13 protein-coding genes are annotated in these 15853 nt (G+C 72.2%); 8 read left to right on the top strand and 5 right to left on the bottom strand.

Translation table 11 applies throughout. The features are described 5' to 3' along the window. Window positions 1-158 precede the first annotated feature (158 nt). Together ACFYL4_RS25550 and ACFYL4_RS25545 are read left to right on the top strand one after the other, a co-directional pair. Window positions 159-722, top strand: a complete 564-nt coding sequence (locus ACFYL4_RS25550; RefSeq protein ID WP_387521690.1) for an RNA polymerase sigma factor — start codon at window positions 159-161, stop codon at window positions 720-722. Continuing rightward, window positions 710-1786, top strand: a complete 1077-nt coding sequence (locus tag ACFYL4_RS25545) for a CU044_5270 family protein (RefSeq protein WP_387521688.1) — start codon at window positions 710-712, stop codon at window positions 1784-1786. The genes ACFYL4_RS25550 and ACFYL4_RS25545 overlap by 13 nt, the downstream gene beginning before the upstream one ends. A gap of 58 nt (window positions 1787-1844) precedes the next feature. On the opposite strand, the gene ACFYL4_RS25540 is transcribed toward ACFYL4_RS25545, so the two are convergent. The 5 genes from ACFYL4_RS25540 to ACFYL4_RS25520 all read right to left on the bottom strand — a co-directional run bounded on the left by ACFYL4_RS25540 (window position 1845) and on the right by ACFYL4_RS25520 (window position 7569). Further along, window positions 1845-2576, bottom strand: a complete 732-nt coding sequence (locus tag ACFYL4_RS25540; protein WP_387521686.1) for a type II secretion system F family protein — start codon at window positions 2574-2576, stop codon at window positions 1845-1847. A 93-nt stretch (window positions 2577-2669) separates the two neighbouring features. Further along, window positions 2670-3341: a type II secretion system F family protein gene (locus tag ACFYL4_RS25535; protein ID WP_387521745.1), complete on the bottom strand. Its 672-nt coding sequence runs from the start codon at window positions 3339-3341 to the stop codon at window positions 2670-2672. After that, window positions 3341-4609, bottom strand: a complete 1269-nt coding sequence (locus tag ACFYL4_RS25530) for a TadA family conjugal transfer-associated ATPase (protein WP_387521684.1) — start codon at window positions 4607-4609, stop codon at window positions 3341-3343. Before ACFYL4_RS25530 ends, ACFYL4_RS25535 begins: the two co-directional genes overlap by 1 nt. Next, window positions 4606-5739 (bottom strand): septum site-determining protein Ssd, encoded by a 1134-nt coding sequence (gene ssd, locus ACFYL4_RS25525; RefSeq protein ID WP_387521682.1) that lies wholly within the window; start codon window positions 5737-5739, stop codon window positions 4606-4608. Before ssd ends, ACFYL4_RS25530 begins: the two co-directional genes overlap by 4 nt. 1017 nt (window positions 5740-6756) lie before the next feature. Further along, a complete protein-coding gene (locus ACFYL4_RS25520; RefSeq protein WP_387521680.1) occupies window positions 6757-7569 on the bottom strand; it encodes an oxidoreductase in 813 nt (270 codons plus the stop codon). A 207-nt stretch (window positions 7570-7776) separates the two neighbouring features. On the opposite strand from ACFYL4_RS25520, the gene acs reads away from it, so the two are divergent. The 6 genes from acs to ACFYL4_RS25490 all read left to right on the top strand — a co-directional run bounded on the left by acs (window position 7777) and on the right by ACFYL4_RS25490 (window position 15588). After that, window positions 7777-9747, top strand: coding sequence for an acetate--CoA ligase (gene acs / locus ACFYL4_RS25515; protein WP_387521678.1), 1971 nt, complete (start codon window positions 7777-7779; stop codon window positions 9745-9747). A 183-nt stretch (window positions 9748-9930) separates the two neighbouring features. Further along, complete coding sequence (locus ACFYL4_RS25510) at window positions 9931-10419, top strand: phage holin family protein (protein ID WP_357764903.1); 489 nt, start codon at window positions 9931-9933, stop codon at window positions 10417-10419. Between the two features lie 6 nt (window positions 10420-10425). Beyond that, the gene (locus ACFYL4_RS25505; RefSeq protein WP_357764906.1) at window positions 10426-11370 is read left to right on the top strand and encodes an alpha/beta hydrolase; all 945 of its coding nucleotides are present in this window, start codon (window positions 10426-10428) and stop codon (window positions 11368-11370) included. 7 nt (window positions 11371-11377) lie between these two features. Continuing rightward, on the top strand, window positions 11378-11893 hold the full coding sequence (locus ACFYL4_RS25500) for a DUF309 domain-containing protein (RefSeq protein WP_387521676.1): 516 nt from the start codon (window positions 11378-11380) through the stop codon (window positions 11891-11893). 555 nt (window positions 11894-12448) lie between these two features. Then, window positions 12449-14818, top strand: a complete 2370-nt coding sequence (locus tag ACFYL4_RS25495) for a sodium-translocating pyrophosphatase (protein ID WP_357764910.1) — start codon at window positions 12449-12451, stop codon at window positions 14816-14818. Window positions 14819-15096: 278 nt separating this feature from the next. Continuing rightward, window positions 15097-15588: a histidine phosphatase family protein gene (locus ACFYL4_RS25490; RefSeq protein ID WP_357764912.1), complete on the top strand. Its 492-nt coding sequence runs from the start codon at window positions 15097-15099 to the stop codon at window positions 15586-15588. Window positions 15589-15853 lie beyond the last annotated feature (265 nt).

Raw genomic sequence — 15853 nt, 5'->3', positions numbered from 1 at the left:
CCAGGTGGGAGAGGGCGTAACGGCCCCTCCCACCTCCAGTCGCGGGCCAGAGCGCGGTGCCCCGGGCCACGCGGCGGTCGTCGAAGAAAAGTCACCTCCCGACCGAACACACACCCCCTCCGCGGACATAGACGGGTGAGAGAACGGGAGGAACGCCGATGCGAGAAGGCCGAGCCGGAGACGAACACTCCGACCGCCGCGACTTCAACGACATGTTCGAAGAGCACTACGACGCGGTCTACCGCTACGCGCGCCGACGTGTGGGGCCCGATCAGGCCGACGACGTCGCTTCGGAGGCCTTCGCGGTGGCATGGCAGCGCCGGGGACGCGTACCGGCGGGACAGGAACTGCCCTGGCTGTACGCCTGCGCCCGCCGGATCGGGCTCGCCCACATGCGTTCCGCGCGACGCCAGGGGCTGATCGCCGAGTCGCTCGGGCAGGAGACCGGCCCCCGCCACCACGACGACGCCGACCAGTTCCTCGACCGTGCGGGCGCCCTGGCGGCGCTGGCCCGGTTGACGGAGGTCGAACGCGAACTCGTGATGCTCGTGACCTGGGAGGGGCTGGACTGCCGCCAGGCCGCGAAGGTGGTCGGCTGCGCGCATGTCACCGCTCGCGGGCGTCTGCACCGGGCTCGAAGAAAACTGACCGCGTTCATGAAGGAAGACGCCCCCGCACCCGCCCGGGTGCGCGTCCCGAAGGAGGTCTCGTGGACGACCTGACCGCACTGCGCAACGCATTCGACGGCACCGACCCCGCCAACGACGTTCGCCCCACCCCCGAGGCCCGGCAGCGGGCGCGTCTGCACGCCATCGCGAAACTGGAGGAACACACGACCATGGCCCGACCCCTGTGGAAGCGCGTCCCCGTCCTGGCCGCCGGAGCGGCGACCGCCGCACTCGCCGTGGGCGCCGGTGTGGTCATCCTGCCCGGTGACGACCACGCGGGCATTCCGCTGGCCTACGCCGCCCAGCCCGACCCCATCGAGGTCACCGGCGGCGATCCGGTCGACGGCACCGAGCCCCTGACCGCGCTGGCCGGCGTCACCGAGGCGCGCGGCGCCGCCCCGGGCGACGGGGAGGTGGGCTTCGTCGCCACCACCGGCACACGGCTGCACCAGCTCACCGCCAACGCGGGCGACGACGACCCGGACGAGACCCACGGCTACCGGTTCGTCCCCTACGACTGGACGTCGTGGGAGGACCTGGAGGGCAACACCCGACAGGACTCCGAGCCGAAGCCGCCGCTGGAGGCCGGAGGCGAGGAGGCCGACCACGAGTGGTTCCTCGAACAGGGCAGCGAGTCCTACGAGGACACCGTGCACGAGAGCCTCGTGTGGCCCGCCGAGCTGCCGACCGACACCGACGGGATGCTGGAGGCGCTCGCCGACTTCGGTGAGGGCCCGGCCGACGAGTCCCTGCCCGCGCTGGCCAACGCCGCGGACCGGCTCTACGAGTCGCGGCCGCTGTCCGGCGCGGAGGAGGCCGCGGTCCAGCGGGTGTTCGCCGAGGTCGCCGAGGTGGCCTACCTGGGCACCGCGACCGACACGCTGAACCGCGAGGGCGAGCTGTTCGCCTTCACCATCGAGGACGAGGGCCGGGTGAGCGAGGTCCGGTACCTGTACGACGCCGAGGACGGTGCACTGCTGTACCGCGACGTCACCCTCCTGGAGGAGGGGCCCGAGTACGAGGGCGCGGCCAGCTTCGGTCTGGAGTACCCGCTCCTCACCGAGCAGGTCGGCTTCGTGTGGTCGGGTTGGGTCGGCGAGATCGGCGAGCGCCCCTGACCAGACGCCCGGGGTGCGGCGGCCACGGGTTCGCCGCACCCCGCCGCTCGTGCGCGGTTCACCGCGCGAGGGCGGCCAGGAGGAGTTCCGCCGCCATCGGCACGATGCCGATCAGCACGAAGGCGGGCAGGAAGCACAACCCGAGCGGGGCGACGACCAGTACCCCCAGACTCTCCACGCGGGCGGTGGTCACGGCCCGGGACCGCCGACGGAGGTCGCGTACGTGCCGGTCGAGCAGATCGGCCACGGGAGCTCCGGTCTCGGCGGCCCGGGCCAGGTCGGCGCCGACCGCCACCAGGGGCTCGGGCAGGGCCGACCTGCGCCAGGCGGGCAGGGGGTCGGCACCCAGCTCCAGCTGGTCCCGCAGGGAGGCGAGTTCGGTTCCCAGGTCGCCTCGGGCCGCCCCGGCCACCGCCCCCAGACCGGCGGGTACGGTCGCACCGGCACGGACACCCGAGGCGAGCAGACCGATGAGCACGGGAAGGTCGTCGGTGACCGGCAGGCGCGCGGGACGCCGCGCCCTCCTACGGGACCGCCACCACAGGTAACCGCCCACAGCGAGGGCCACGACGACGCCCGCCCCGCCGACCAGGGCGGTCAGCGCGACCGCGGCCACGACCGGGACGAGCAACCGGAGCCAGGACCCCGGCGCGGGCCCGCGTGGCCGATTTCGGGCCCTGGTGCCCGCCGCCGCGCCGAGGACCCGAGGGACGGAACGCGGACGGTCCGGTCCGCACAGGACCCACACCGCCCCCGTCGCGCACAGCACCGCCGCCACCTCGAAGTACATCTTTCTCCCTCCGTTCGTCGGCTCCGGGCTCCGCACGGAACCAGGGCCGGGTGGACTCCGCTCCGGACCCCGCCCCCCGACCCGGCACCCCGCTCAGGCCACCGCTCTTCGCACCATGCGCAGGGTCCACCAGACGCCCACGAGATCGAGCAGCACGCCCAGACCCAGGCACAACAGGCCCACCGGCGTGGTGAACAGGAACACCAGCGGCGATCCGCCCAGCCCCGCCGACATCGCCATCCCGACCAGCGGCAGCCCGCACAGCACGAGCGCGGTGGTGCGGGGTCCGGCGGTCCGCGCCCACGCCTCGGCCCGCTGCTCCTCGCGTTCGGTCAGGTTCTCCGCGAACTCGTCCACCACCCCGGCCAGTCCGGCCCCGGTCTCCGACGCCACCTCCCAACAGGCCGCGAGCCCGGCCAGGGCCCACAGGTCCTCGTCCCGCGCGGCCGCTCCGCGCAGTTCCGCGGGGTCCGACACCGCGCCGACGAGCGCGCCGCCCTCCACCGCCGCGATCCGCAGGGCGGACTCCGGCGACTGCCCGGCCCTGAGCTCGGCCGCCATCGTCCGGCACAGGCGGATCACCGCCCACCGCCGTCGCGTCCCCTCGCGGCGGCGGGCCAGGAGCGCCAGGAGCGGGCGCAGCGACGGCGGGCGAAGCCGTCGGCGCGCACGCTCGGGCCGCCACCGCGGTACCAGCCGGAACCGGCCCGCACGGGGCACGGACCAGGCCAGGGCCGCCGCCAACGTGGTCACCGCCAGGAGGATCACCGCCGCCACCCTCCGCCCAGCCGGGCCGCCAGCTCCTCCGCGCCGGGGTGCTCGTGTGTGCGTCCGTCCGGGGTGAAGGCCACCGCGGGTTCGGCCCGTACCAGCCCCGAGACCTCCCGCCGCAGGACCCTGACCTCGGCGAGGCGACGCCCCCGGGCATCCCGGACCAGGTGGACCACCAGCACCCCGGTGGCGGCGAGCTGGCTGTGTACCGCCCCTCGCCCGAGTCCGGCGGCACACCCCATCGCCTCGATCCGGGCGGGCACCTCCTCTGCGCCGTTGGCGTGGAGAGTCCCGGCGCCGCCACGGTGGCCGGTGTTGAGGGCGCCCAGCAACGACACGATCTCCGGGCCACGGGCCTCCCCGACCACGAGCCGGTCCGGGCGCATACGCAGGCCTTGGCGGACGAGGGTCTCCAGGGTGACCTCCCCACTGCCCTCGACGTTGGCCGGGCGGGTCTGGAGGCGCACCACGTGCGGGTGGTCGGGGCGCAGCTCGGGGGAGTCCTCGGCGAGCACGATGCGTTCCTCGGGGTGGACCAGGGACAGCAGGGACGACAGCAGGGTGGTCTTGCCCGTCCCCGTCCCGCCGCTGACCAGGAAGGGTTCGCGGAGGGCGACGAGTGCGCGCAGCAGGTCCGCGCCGGAGGGGGTCAGGGTGCCGCTGGCGGTGAGCTCCTTGAGCCCGAAGACGCGCCTGGGCGGGACGCGCAGGGACAGGCAGGCGCCGCCGGGGGCGATGGGCGGCAGCACGGCGTGCAGCCGGGCGCCGTTGGGTAGGCGCGCGTCCACGTAGGGGACGGCGGCGTCGAGCCGTCGCCCGGCCTGGAAGGCGAGCCGCTGGGCGAGCCTGCGCACTTCGTCCTCGGAGGCGAACCGCACCCCGTGTATTCGGCGCAGCCCTTCGCCGGAGTCGACCCAGACCTGGTCCGGCCCGTTGACCAGGACGTCGGTGACGTCGGCGGTGAGCAGTTCCTCCAGTGGACCGGCCCCGGACAGGTCGGCGGCGAGCCGCCGGGTCATCGTGAGGAGTTCCCGGTCGCCCAGGGCGCCGCCCTCGGCGCGGATCGCGGCGGCGACGTTGGCCGGGGTGACCGGCGTCCCGGTGGCCACGAAGCGGTCGCGGACCCGTTCCAGCACGGTGTCCTCGACGGGGGACGGGTCCCTGGCCGTGGTGGGCGGCGCGGCGCGGGACACCGGGGAGCGCGGCGTCGGGGTGTCCGGTGCGGGGGCGCGGTGGGCCAGTCGGTCCCAGAGGGCGCTCATCGGGGTCGCTCCTCGCGGACCAGGGCCGCCACGACCCGGTCCGCGTAGCGGGCCAGCGGGGATCGGGGGTGCCGGGCCGGTACCTCACCGACCCGCAGTGCCCGGGACAGCCCGGGTTCGGGTGGTAGGTCGGCTCCCAGCTCCACGCCGAGCGTCGTGGTGACCACCCCGGTGGACAGGCCGCCCCGGGCTCCGCGCACGACGACCCGTACCCGGGTGGCCTCCTGACGGAGCCGTGGGGTCATGCGCGCGGCGGACACCACCGAGTACACGTCGGCGGGGACCACCACGAGGACGAGGGCGGAGTGGTTGAGGAAGACGGCGGTGCCCGGGTCGAAGGAGCGGGGCAGGTCCGCCACGACGAGGTCGGTGCCCCGGCGGGCGGAGTCCAGGACGGCCCGGGCGGCGCCGACCGGGAGGGGGCGGCCCTGTTCGGTGCTGGTGCCGCGCGCCCAGGTGAGTACGTCCACCCGGCCGACCCTGGGCAGGCCGTCGCGTAGGGTCCGCCAGGGTAGGCGGCCGCGTTGGCGGACCAGGTCGCCCCAGCCGGTGCGGGCCTGCGGGGCGGCGTGGTCGCAGCCCAGGTAGACGTCGGGCCCGCAGCCCAGCGGGTCGGCGTCGAGCAGGGCGGTGGCCAGTCCGGCGCGTTCACCGGCGAGGGAGAGGGCGGCCGAGAGCAGGCTGGCCCCGGCGCCGCCCCGGCCGCCGACGACGGACACCACGGGCGCCGGGGCGCGGTCGGTGACGGAGGAGAGGAGGTCGACGAGGGCGGCCTCGTCCCTGGGCAGCAGGTAGACGCCGTCGCGTCGGGGGCGGTGGTGTTCGGGAGCCTGGTGGAGGGGGCGGTCGCCGGGGGCGTCGTGTCCGGGGAGCGCGGCGCGCTCGGGTGCGGGGCCGTCGTCGTGGGAGACGACCGCCACCCGTGGGTGGGGTGGTGGACCGGCGGCGCGGAGCGCGCGGTCCAGGTCGGCGCCGACCACGACGAGGGGGGAGCGGTTCCAGACACGCAGGGCCTGTTCGGGGTCGGGTGCCACGGTGACCTCGACGGCGGCCGCCGCGGTCAGTCGGAGGAGGTCGTCGAGGAGGGCGGGGTCGGCGGTGGCGATCAGGGTGCGCTGCGGGGCGTCCATCGGGCCTTCCGGGAAGGGCGGGGAACCTGCCCTTTCGACCTTCGCCGAAGGAGGCGCCCGGCGAAAGCCGTCGGCGCGGATCTGTGGATAACCCGGGTGGGGGAGTCGGCCGCCGTGCGCGGGAGTGCCGCCGGAGCGGGCCCCACCCGGCGGGCGGGACACACGTACGGGGGCTGTCCGTGTGTCCCGGCCCGTCAGGCGGGACGGAGCGGAGGTCGTCGAGCGGACCCCACAGGGGGAACTGGGGGCCACTCGGTTCCGGCCTCGGGGGGACAGGCCGGAGTCCGCTCTCCGGGGAAGGGTCCTTCGGGAGCGTGGGTGCGAACGCGCGGAGCCCCGTGCCGGGGGTGTCCGTTCCGTTCTTCTCGCGAGGATCGACGGTGCCACAGTTTCATGGGCGCAATGTCCGTATTTGCGACTCGTGCCCTCAACCAGGAACCCCGGGTTTTGGCCCGGCGATGTCGGCCCTTCGCGCGACTCCGGAACAGACGCTATCACGAGACACTGTCTATCGGTTCGGGAATCCAACAGAGAAACTTCGCCGCACCACCTTTTGGAAGGGGGTTTCGGGGCGGGCAAACAAAGGAGTCGGTGCCCGGAGTCGGCCCGGTGGTGCCCTTCGAGAACCTCTCGCGCCCGCTGCTGCCGGGGCATGGGAGGGCTCGGAAAGAGCAATGTCTTCCCAGGTCACTGAGTAAGGAATGGTGGCTGTGCGCGCGCTCGGGGGAAGCGGAAACGGCACCCCCGGGTGTCATCGGGAGTGCCGTTCGCATGCACGTGCACGTGCGTGAGCAATCGGGAAACAATCGCGCTCGGTGAAGCGTGATCGAAACGAGATGCATCCGAGTTATTACTTGTTGGTAAATCAACGGAGTGGGGAACTGGCGATTATCCGTGGAGCGCCCCGGGATCGCCATCCGGGAACGGCGTCGGGCGAACGGTGTTCGGTTCCCGTCCGCCCCGTCCGCCCCGTCCGCCCCGTCCGCCCCGTCCGCCCCCTGAGCCCCGCACTCCGGCTCAGCCGCGCTTGAGCGCCTCGCACGTGGCGAGGGAATCCTGGGCGCCGGCCCGCACCGCACGGCAGCAGTACACGACCCAGGCGGCCACCCCCTCGGCGGTGCCGGCCATGTAACCGCGCAGGGCCGGGGCGTACTCGTCCCTCAGGGTCTGGTGGCCCAGCTCGGACGTGACCAGGGACTTCGGGTCCAGCCCGCGCTCCACCAGCGTCAGCCGCTCGGCGGCCCGCGCCACCAGCCCGTCACCCCAGCCGAACGGCCGGATCGCCATCAGCTCTCCATGTACCAGTGCCGACGTGACCAGGGCGGGAACCGTCGTCCGGGCCCCCAACAGCGCGTACAGGCCCTCCAGCCGCGCCGCGGCCTCCGCGGCGCCCGGCGCCGAACCGAGGTCGAGCGGGTCCTCGACGCGCTCACCCTCCAGCCGGGGGCGCCCCAGGGCCTCCTCCGCCACCGCGTCGGCCGCGGCCAGGGTGTGCAGGCGGGCCAGGGCCTGGCGGGGGGCCTGGGGCCAGGTGTCCACCAGCGTGCCCAGCTCACCGCCGACACGGAGCGCGCCCTTGATCCGGGTGTCGTACACGTGCCCGTCGCGGATCTCGTCCATCGAGACCTCGGCGCCCTCCAGGGCCGCCGACGCGCACGCGCCCCGCAGGGAGGACTCCATGGACACGTCACTGCTCCGGCGGCGAAGGACGCGGTGTCCCAGCAGCCTGTCGACCAGGGTCCTGGTCTCCTCCACCGCGTCGCTCACCCCGGGAAGGGCGGCGATCCGGGACAGTGGGTCGGACAGGGATGCAGAAGTCGATTCGCTCACGGAAAACAACACTACGCGGCGGTAACACCGGGTGCTCCACGCCCCGGACCCGGGCCCGGGGGGACCGCTCGTCGCGGACCGGCGACCGTTCGCCGACCGTTCGCCGCGCGCCCGGGCCGTGCCGCCGCTGGACGTCGACCCGCCTGTTCCCGCGGTATGGACCACATGATTAATTGGGACGCACAGCCCAACGTAAGGAGAATCACAGTGGCCGACAGCACTCCCCCGAGCCAGGAGACACTGTCCAACCTTCTCCACGAGACCAGGAGCTTCCCGCCGCCCGCGGACCTCGCCGCGAACGCCAACGTCAAGGCCGACGCCTACGACGTCGCGGCGAGTGACCGCCTGGGCTTCTGGGAGGAGCAGGCCCGGAGGCTCCAGTGGGAGCGGCCCTGGGACACCGTCCTGGACTGGAACCCGCCCTACGCCCAGTGGTTCGTCGGAGGCGAGCTCAACGCCTCCGTCAACTGTCTGGACCGGCACGTCGAGGCCGGTCTCGGCGACCGCGTCGCCCTCCAGTGGGAGGGGGAGCCCGGTGACAGCCGGGCCATCACCTACGCCGAGCTCAAGGACCAGGTCTGCCAGGCCGCCAACGCCCTCACCTCGTTGGGTGTGGCCAAGGGCGACCGCGTCGCCATCTACATGCCGATGATCCCCGAGACCGTCGTGGCCATGCTCGCCTGTGCCCGTATCGGCGCCGTGCACATGGTCGTCTTCGGTGGTTTCTCCGTGGACGCCCTCGGCCAGCGCCTGGACGACAGCCAGGCCAAGCTCGTCATCACCGCGGACGGCGGCTACCGGCGCGGCAAGCCCAGCGCGCTCAAGCCCGCCGTGGACGGAGCCGTCGCGGACCGCCCCGCCGTCGAGAACGTCCTCGTCGTCCGCCGCACCGGCCAGGACGTCGAGTGGAACGACCGCGACGTGTGGTGGCACGACGTCGTGGGGACCGCGAGCACCGAGCACGCCCCCGAGGCGCACGACGCCGAGCACCCGCTGTACATCATGTACACCAGCGGCACCACGGCCAAGCCCAAGGGCATCCTGCACACCACCGGCGGCTACCTCACGCAGGCGTCCTACACGCACTGGGCGGTCTTCGACCTCAAGCCCGAGACCGACGTCTACTGGTGCGCCGCCGACATCGGCTGGGTGACCGGCCACTCCTACATCGTGTACGGGCCGCTCTCCAACGCGGCCACCGTCGTCATGTACGAGGGCACCCCGGACACCCCGCACAAGGGCCGCTTCTGGGAGCTCATCGAGAAGTACAAGGTCACCATCGCCTACATGGCGCCCACGGCGATCCGCACCTTCATGAAGTGGGGCGACGAGATCCCCGCCGAGTACGACCTGTCCAGCCTGAGGGTGATCGGCTCGGTGGGTGAACCCATCAACCCCGAGGCCTACATGTGGTACCGGGAGAACATCGGCGGCGGGAACACCCCGGTGGTCGACACCTGGTGGCAGACCGAGACCGGCGCGATCATGGTCAGCCCGCTCCCCGGCGTCACCCCCGGCAAGCCCGGTGCCGCCATGCGGGCCGTTCCGGGCATCGTCGCGGACGTGGTGGACGAGGAGGGCAAGTCCGTCCCCGACGGCGAGGGCGGCTTCATCGTCATCCGCGAGCCGTGGCCGTCGATGCTGCGCGGCATCTGGGGGGACGACCAGCGGTACAAGGACACCTACTGGTCGCGCTTCGAGGGCCTGTACTTCCCCGGTGACGGCGCGAAGAAGGACGAGGACGGCGACCTGTGGCTGCTCGGCCGCGTGGACGACGTCATGCTCGTCTCCGGCCACAACATCTCCACCACCGAGGTGGAGTCCGCGCTCGTCTCCCACCCCAAGGTCGCCGAGGCGGCCGTGGTGGGTGCGGTCGACAAGGTGACCGGTCAGGCCATCGTCGGCTTCGTCATCCTGCGGGGCGGCGCTGAGGAGGTCCCGGCCGACCTGGTCCAGGAGCTGCGCAACCACGTCGGCAGTTCGCTCGGCCCCATCGCCAAGCCGGCCCGCCTGCTGGCCGTGCCGGAGCTGCCCAAGACCCGCTCCGGCAAGATCATGCGCCGTCTGCTGCGCGACATCGCGGAGGAGCGGGAGGTCGGTGACACCTCGACCCTTACCGACTCGTCGATCATGGACGTGATCGCCAAGCAGCTGCCCTCCGCCAAGAAGGACGGCTGACCGGGTCCGGTCCCCGAACGGCGCCCCGTCCCTTCCGAAGGGACGGGGCGCCGTTCCCGCTCACCCAAGTGACGAAACCGAAGCCGCCGGTTTTGCGTGCCGTGAGAGACACGGGTGGGAGGGCATGTGCGAGGATGCGGAGGATCATCCACGTGTACGGACCGAGAGAAGGGAACCCCCACGATGGTGGACAAGCCGGGTACCGGCCGACCTGGCACTGCCAGCGACTCCGACCGTTCCATCGGTGAGCTGGTCTCCGACGCCACCGACAACCTCTCCCGCATCGTGCGGCTGGAGATCAAGCTCGCCAAGCTGGAGGCCAAGGCCGACGCCACCAGGATCGGCAAGAGCCTCGGCGAGTTCGGGGCGGCGGCCTTCGTCCTCCACCTGGTCCTCATCCTGTTCTCGGTCACCGTGGGCCTGTTCCTCGCCGAGGTGGTCGGGTGGGCCTTCTGGCTCTCCTTCCTGACCGTCACCGGCTTCTACCTCCTGATCGCCGCCGTCCTCATCCTGGTCGCCGTGATCAACCTGCGCCGCCGTCAGGGCCTGGCCCGGACCGCGGTCACCACCTCCCGTCTCGTGGGCATCCTGCGGGGCGAGGTCCGCCCGCCCAAGAACGGGACGGTCGAGGCCGCCTCGGACGACGAGACCCCCGAACCCGTCCACCGGTAGCCTCCGGTGCTGGACGACTCGGCCGCCTACGTCGACGGCCCCTGGAACCACCGGACGGTGAGCGCCGCCGGAGCCCGGTTCCATGTGGCCGAGCTCGGTGAGGGGCCCCTCGTCCTCCTCCTGCACGGGTTCCCCCAGTTCTGGTGGGCCTGGCGCGCCCAGCTGACCGGTCTGGCCCGGGCGGGATACCGCGCGGTCGCGGTCGACCTGCGCGGCTACGGCGCCAGTGACAAGACCCCGCGCGGCTACGACCTGGTGGGGGTGGCCCAGGACATGGCGAGCCTGGTCCGCGCGCTTGGCGCCGCGGACGCCGCCGTGGTGGGTCACGGGGTCGGCGGACTGGTCGGCTGGACCATGACCGCCTACCACCCTGACGAGATCCGTGCCCTGGCCGCGGTGTCCGCACCGCATCCCCGCCGCGCCGCGCGCGTCCTGTTCTCCGGTGGACCGGGCGTCGCGCACATGCTCCGCGCCCAGGTGCCGATCCTGCCCGAGCACCGCCTCCTCGCCGACGGCTGCGTCCGCGTGGGCGATCTCCTCGACGCGTGGTCCGCCCCCGGGTGGCCGGACCGGGAGGCGCGGGAGCACCACCGCCGCGCGTTCGCGATTCCGAAGGTGTCGCACTGTTCGTTGGAGTATCACCGCTGGATCTTCCGCTCCCGGTTCCGTGCGGACGGGTTCAGGTACGCGTGGCGCATGCGCCGACCGGTGTCGGTGCCGGTCCTGCAACTGCACGGTGAGCTGGACCGGGTGTGCCCGCCTGGGGTGGCGCGTGCCTCGCGCCGGCTGGTGCGCGCCCCCTACCGGTGGGTGCCGGTGCCGGGTGCCGGGCACTTCCCGCACGAGGAGCGGCCGGACGCCGTGGGGGACGCTCTCGTAGGGTGGTTGCGGGAAGTCGACGGTGGAGTCGGCGCCACCGGTGGCCGGGGCGCCGACGGCGAACGGCGGTGAGGGACCTATGAGCGGGGAACCCCGGTCTGGTGCGGACGGTGTCCGCGATCGCAACGCGTCCGGACAGGCACAGAACCAGCGGCCGCGGGACCGGTACGGCCGACCGATGCCGCACGGCGCGGTCGGTGAGGTCGACCGGGTGCCGGACGACGCGGTGTTCACCGTGGAGGAGGGCGTCGCCGAGGCGCAGCGCCTGCTCGACGGCGGGTTCGCGTTCACCGCGCACGAGGTGCTCGAAGCCGTGTGGAAGTCCGTGGACGAACCGGAACGCGAACTGTGGCGGGGGCTCGCGCAGACGGCGGTCGGCGTCACCCACGCCCAGCGCGGCAACCGGGTGGGGGCCGCCCGGCTGCTCAGACGGGGCGCCGACCGGGTGGCGGCCTTCGGCCCGGACGCCCCCCATGGTCTCGACGTCGCCGGGGTGGCCGCGTTCGCGCGTGCGTTGGCCGACGATCTGGACGCGGGTCGGGCGGCCTCGGGGGACGGGATCGACCCTTCGGAGATGCGGCTACTCGGAGCGTAGTTCCGTTCGGACCGAAATGCCTTCCGGTCTCCTCCCCGGCCGCGTTCCGCGGCGTGCCCGTGTAGTCCACGGAAGGCTCGTGTGTCCAGCGGGGCCAGAGGTGCAAGCTCCGCGTTCCTGACTTTATGCGTACTTTAACGTTAACATCGAGTTCACGCATTATGCGAGCGGATAAGAATTAAATGAGGCCTGGCAAGGCTTTCATCCACTTCCCGTGATCACCGTGAGATCACATCTTCGATCTCTCTTGGACAAATGCCGAAACGGCTCTCTGCTTTCTTCGCCTCCGTGCGTAGAATCCCCGGATCACCGTCCGCGCGTGCGTGACTGCGGGCGGCGTTCACCACACAGGAAGGTGGCACCGCTTCGACCCGACGAGCGTGCCGTCGAGCCAGTTCAGGAGCCTTTCGGACGGCGGTACGTCCACGACGGCGGTGTGCGGCACCCGAGCCCGCGAGGGCCAGGCCCCGCGCACCACCGGCAGGGGGCCGAAAAGGACGTGCCCGTCTCAAGGAGGACGGATTGTCTGGGCTCAACCTCGCCACGGGAAGTGGCATGGCACTGGCACTGGAGGGCCGGGACCTCACCCTCGTCATCGTCGTCATGGTGGTCGCGCTACTCGCGCTCGCCGTCGCGGGGATGCTGGTCCGTGAGGTCCTCGCCGCAGGCCAGGGCACCGAGCGAATGCGCAACATCGCGGTCGCGGTCCAGGAAGGGGCGGCGGCCTATCTGAAACGGCAGTTCCGCACACTCGCGGTGTTCGTCGTCGCCATTCCCCTTCTCCTTCTGCTGCTCCCGGCGGACAGCTGGGCCATCGCCATCGGCCGGTCGCTCTTCTTCGCCCTCGGCGCGCTCCTGTCGGCCGCCACCGGGTTCATCGGCATGTGGCTCGCGGTACGCGGCAACGTCCGGGTCGCCGCGGCCGCGAGGGGCGGTGAGGAGAAGGACAACCACACCGCCATGCGGATCGCCTTCCGCACCGGCGGGGTCGCGGGCATGATCACGGTCGGCCTGGGCCTGTTCGGCGCGGCCCTGGTCGTCCTCGTCTACCGGGGCGACGCGCCCATCGTCCTGGAGGGCTTCGGCTTCGGCGCGGCCCTCCTGGCGATGTTCATGCGTGTGGGCGGCGGCATCTTCACCAAGGCCGCCGACGTCGGAGCCGACCTCGTCGGCAAGGTCGAACAGGGCATCCCCGAGGACGACCCCCGCAACGCCGCCACCATCGCCGACAACGTCGGTGACAACGTCGGCGACTGCGCGGGCATGGCCGCCGACCTCTTCGAGTCCTACGCCGTGGTGCTCGTCGCCTCGCTCATCCTCGGCCGCGTCGCCTTCGGTACCGAGGGCCTGGTCTTCCCGCTGCTGGTTCCGATGATCGGTGTCATCACCGCCATGATCGGCATCTTCATCGTGGCGCCCAGGGCCAACGACCGCACCGCCATGACGGCGATCAACCGGGGCTTCTTCGTCTCCGCCGCGATCTCCGCCGTGCTGGTGACCGCCACCGCCTTCTGGTACCTGCCCAGCAGCTTCGAGCAGATGTCCGGGGTCAGCGACAGCGTCCTGAAGGAGATCGCCGACGCGGGGACCAACCCCGACCCCCGGTTCATCGCGGTCGCGGCCGTGCTCATCGGCCTCGTGCTCGCCGCCGCCATCCAGCTGCTCACCGGCTACTTCACCGAGACCGACCGGCGCCCCGTCAAGGACATCGGCGAGAGCTCGCGGACCGGCGCGGCCACCGTGATCCTCTCCGGCATCTCCGTCGGCCTGGAGTCGGCGGTCTACTCGGCCCTGCTCATCGCGGGCGCCGTGTACGCGGCCTTCCTCCTCGGCGGCGGTTCCATCACCCTGAGCCTGTTCGCCGTCGCCCTCGCGGGCACCGGCCTGCTCACCACGGTCGGCATCATCGTCGCGATGGACACCTTCGGCCCGGTCTCCGACAACGCCCAGGGCATCGCCGAGATGTCCGGGGACGTCGAGGGCCGAGGGGCCGAGATCCTCACCGGCCTCGACGCGGTCGGCAACACCACCAAGGCGATCACCAAGGGCATCGCGATCGCCACGGCGGTGCTGGCCGCCACCGCCCTGTTCGGCGCCTTCCGCACCTCGGTGCAGGAACGGCTCGGCGGCACCGAGGTCTTCTCCCTCTCCCTGGACGAGCCCGACGTCCTGGTCGGCGTCATCATCGGCGCCAGCGTCGTGTTCTTCTTCTCCGGGCTGGCGATCATGGCGGTCGGCCGGGCCGCCCAGCGCGTCGTCCTGGAGGTACGCAACCAGTTCCGTACCCGCCCGGGGATCATGGACGGCACCGAGAAGCCCGAGTACGCCCGGGTGGTCGACATCTGCACCAAGGACTCGCTGCGGGAGCTGGTCACCCCCGGCCTCCTGGCGGTCCTGGCCCCCATCGCCGTGGGCTTCGCGTTCGGCTACGCGCCGCTCGGCGCCTTCCTCGGCGGGGCGATCGCTGCCGGTGTGCTCATGGCGGTGTTCCTGTCCAACTCCGGCGGCGCCTGGGACAACGCCAAGAAGCTCGTCGAGGACGGCCACCACGGCGGCAAGGGTTCCCCGGCGCACGAGGCCACCGTCATCGGCGACACGGTCGGCGACCCCTTCAAGGACACCGCCGGACCGGCCATCAACCCGCTGCTCAAGGTGATGAACCTCGTCGCCCTGATCGTGGCGCCCAGCGTGGTGATCTACGCCGACAACGTGGCCGTGCGGGTCGGGGCCACGGTGATCGCGGTCGGCGTGCTCGTGGGCGCCGTCCTGTGGTCCAAGAACCGGGGCGCGGGGACCGAGGACGACCTCGCCGAGGCCGACGGCGCGACCGAGCCCGCGGGCGCTCCGGAAGGCGTCGGGGAGAACGGTGGAGACAACGGCGGTTCGCGAGAGGAGGCCCGGGCCGGGGAGGGCAACCAGGCCTGAGTGAGGGGACCGGCGCTTCCGCCGGTCCGCAGCGGTGGTGCGGCCGTCCGGGAGGCCCGGGCGGCCGCACCGCGTCGTGGGAGGGGCGGGAGAGAGGGCTCGGGAGCCGCACCTAACCTGGGTGGACGCCCTCCGTGCGCGGCCCGGGCGGCGGAAGCCGAAGGTGAAGACGCAGTCGAGGGAGTGGCCTTGTCCGGGATGAAGGGTTTGCTGGTCATCGTGGGGGCGATGGTGGGGTTCATGGCCCTGCTCTCAGTCGTCGCGACGGTGCTGTCGTCATGAGCCGCACACTGCTGCTCATGCGTCACGCCCAGGCGGGGGACGGGCACGGGGTCACCGACCACGAGCGTCCTCTGACGGACCTCGGCAGGGAGCAGGCCGAACGGGTGGGGAAGGTGCTCGCCGAACTGGGGCACGTTCCCGACCACGTGATCTGCTCGACGGCCGAACGGACACGTCGGACACTCGACGGGGTTCTGGGCGCCATGGACCCGGGCGTGCGCGCGGGCCTGACCGTCGACTACTCCGAGACCGCCTACCTCGCCGGGGTCGACCAGCTGTGGGAACTGGTCAACCAGGTCGACGCCGACGCCGACACCGTCCTGGTGGTGGGGCACAACCCGACCATCGCCCAGGTGGCCGCGTCACTCGTCGGACACGAGGCCCTGACGGCGTTCCTCCCGGCGACGGTGGCCGAGGTGGATCTGGAGGTGGAGTGGCTGTACGCCGCTGCGGGGACGGGTACCGGACGGCTCCTCGACCGAATGTGACCCAGGACACGCGTGGAACCGTTTGCGTCCACCCATGGCGAGGGGTAATGTTCTCCGAGTCGCCTCCGACCGGCCCAAGGTCGCAAGGAGGGATCAGGATCTTCTCGATCGAAACGAACACGGACTCTCCGTGGGCGTGATCGGATCTTCGAGTCAGACACCCTCCGAAAAACTCCGGTCCGAGCAGTGCTCGGGCCATGTAAACTCGGAGAGTCGCTTCAAAGGAAACAGGCACAAGCCGCAAGGCGCCCGAATCCACACGAAG

Source organism: Nocardiopsis sp. NPDC006938, assembly GCF_042869555.1.
Taxonomy (GTDB): domain Bacteria; phylum Actinomycetota; class Actinomycetes; order Streptosporangiales; family Streptosporangiaceae; genus Nocardiopsis.
Note: the sequence above shows the minus strand (reverse complement) of the source record. Positions and strands in the feature narration are given on the sequence as shown.

Excerpts from the sequence above, each read along its gene's own strand:
- ACFYL4_RS25550 (WP_387521690.1), top strand. The coding sequence starts at position 159 with ATGCGAGAAGGCCGAGCCGGAGACGAACACTCCGACCGCCGCGACTTC.
- ACFYL4_RS25540 (WP_387521686.1), bottom strand. The coding sequence starts at position 2,576 with ATGTACTTCGAGGTGGCGGCGGTGCTGTGCGCGACGGGGGCGGTGTGG.
- ACFYL4_RS25530 (WP_387521684.1), bottom strand. The coding sequence starts at position 4,609 with ATGAGCGCCCTCTGGGACCGACTGGCCCACCGCGCCCCCGCACCGGAC.
- ssd (WP_387521682.1), bottom strand. The coding sequence starts at position 5,739 with ATGGACGCCCCGCAGCGCACCCTGATCGCCACCGCCGACCCCGCCCTC.
- ACFYL4_RS25510 (WP_357764903.1), top strand. The coding sequence starts at position 9,931 with ATGGTGGACAAGCCGGGTACCGGCCGACCTGGCACTGCCAGCGACTCC.
- ACFYL4_RS25500 (WP_387521676.1), top strand. The coding sequence starts at position 11,378 with ATGAGCGGGGAACCCCGGTCTGGTGCGGACGGTGTCCGCGATCGCAAC.
- ACFYL4_RS25495 (WP_357764910.1), top strand. The coding sequence starts at position 12,449 with ATGGCACTGGCACTGGAGGGCCGGGACCTCACCCTCGTCATCGTCGTC.
- ACFYL4_RS25490 (WP_357764912.1), top strand. The coding sequence starts at position 15,097 with ATGAGCCGCACACTGCTGCTCATGCGTCACGCCCAGGCGGGGGACGGG.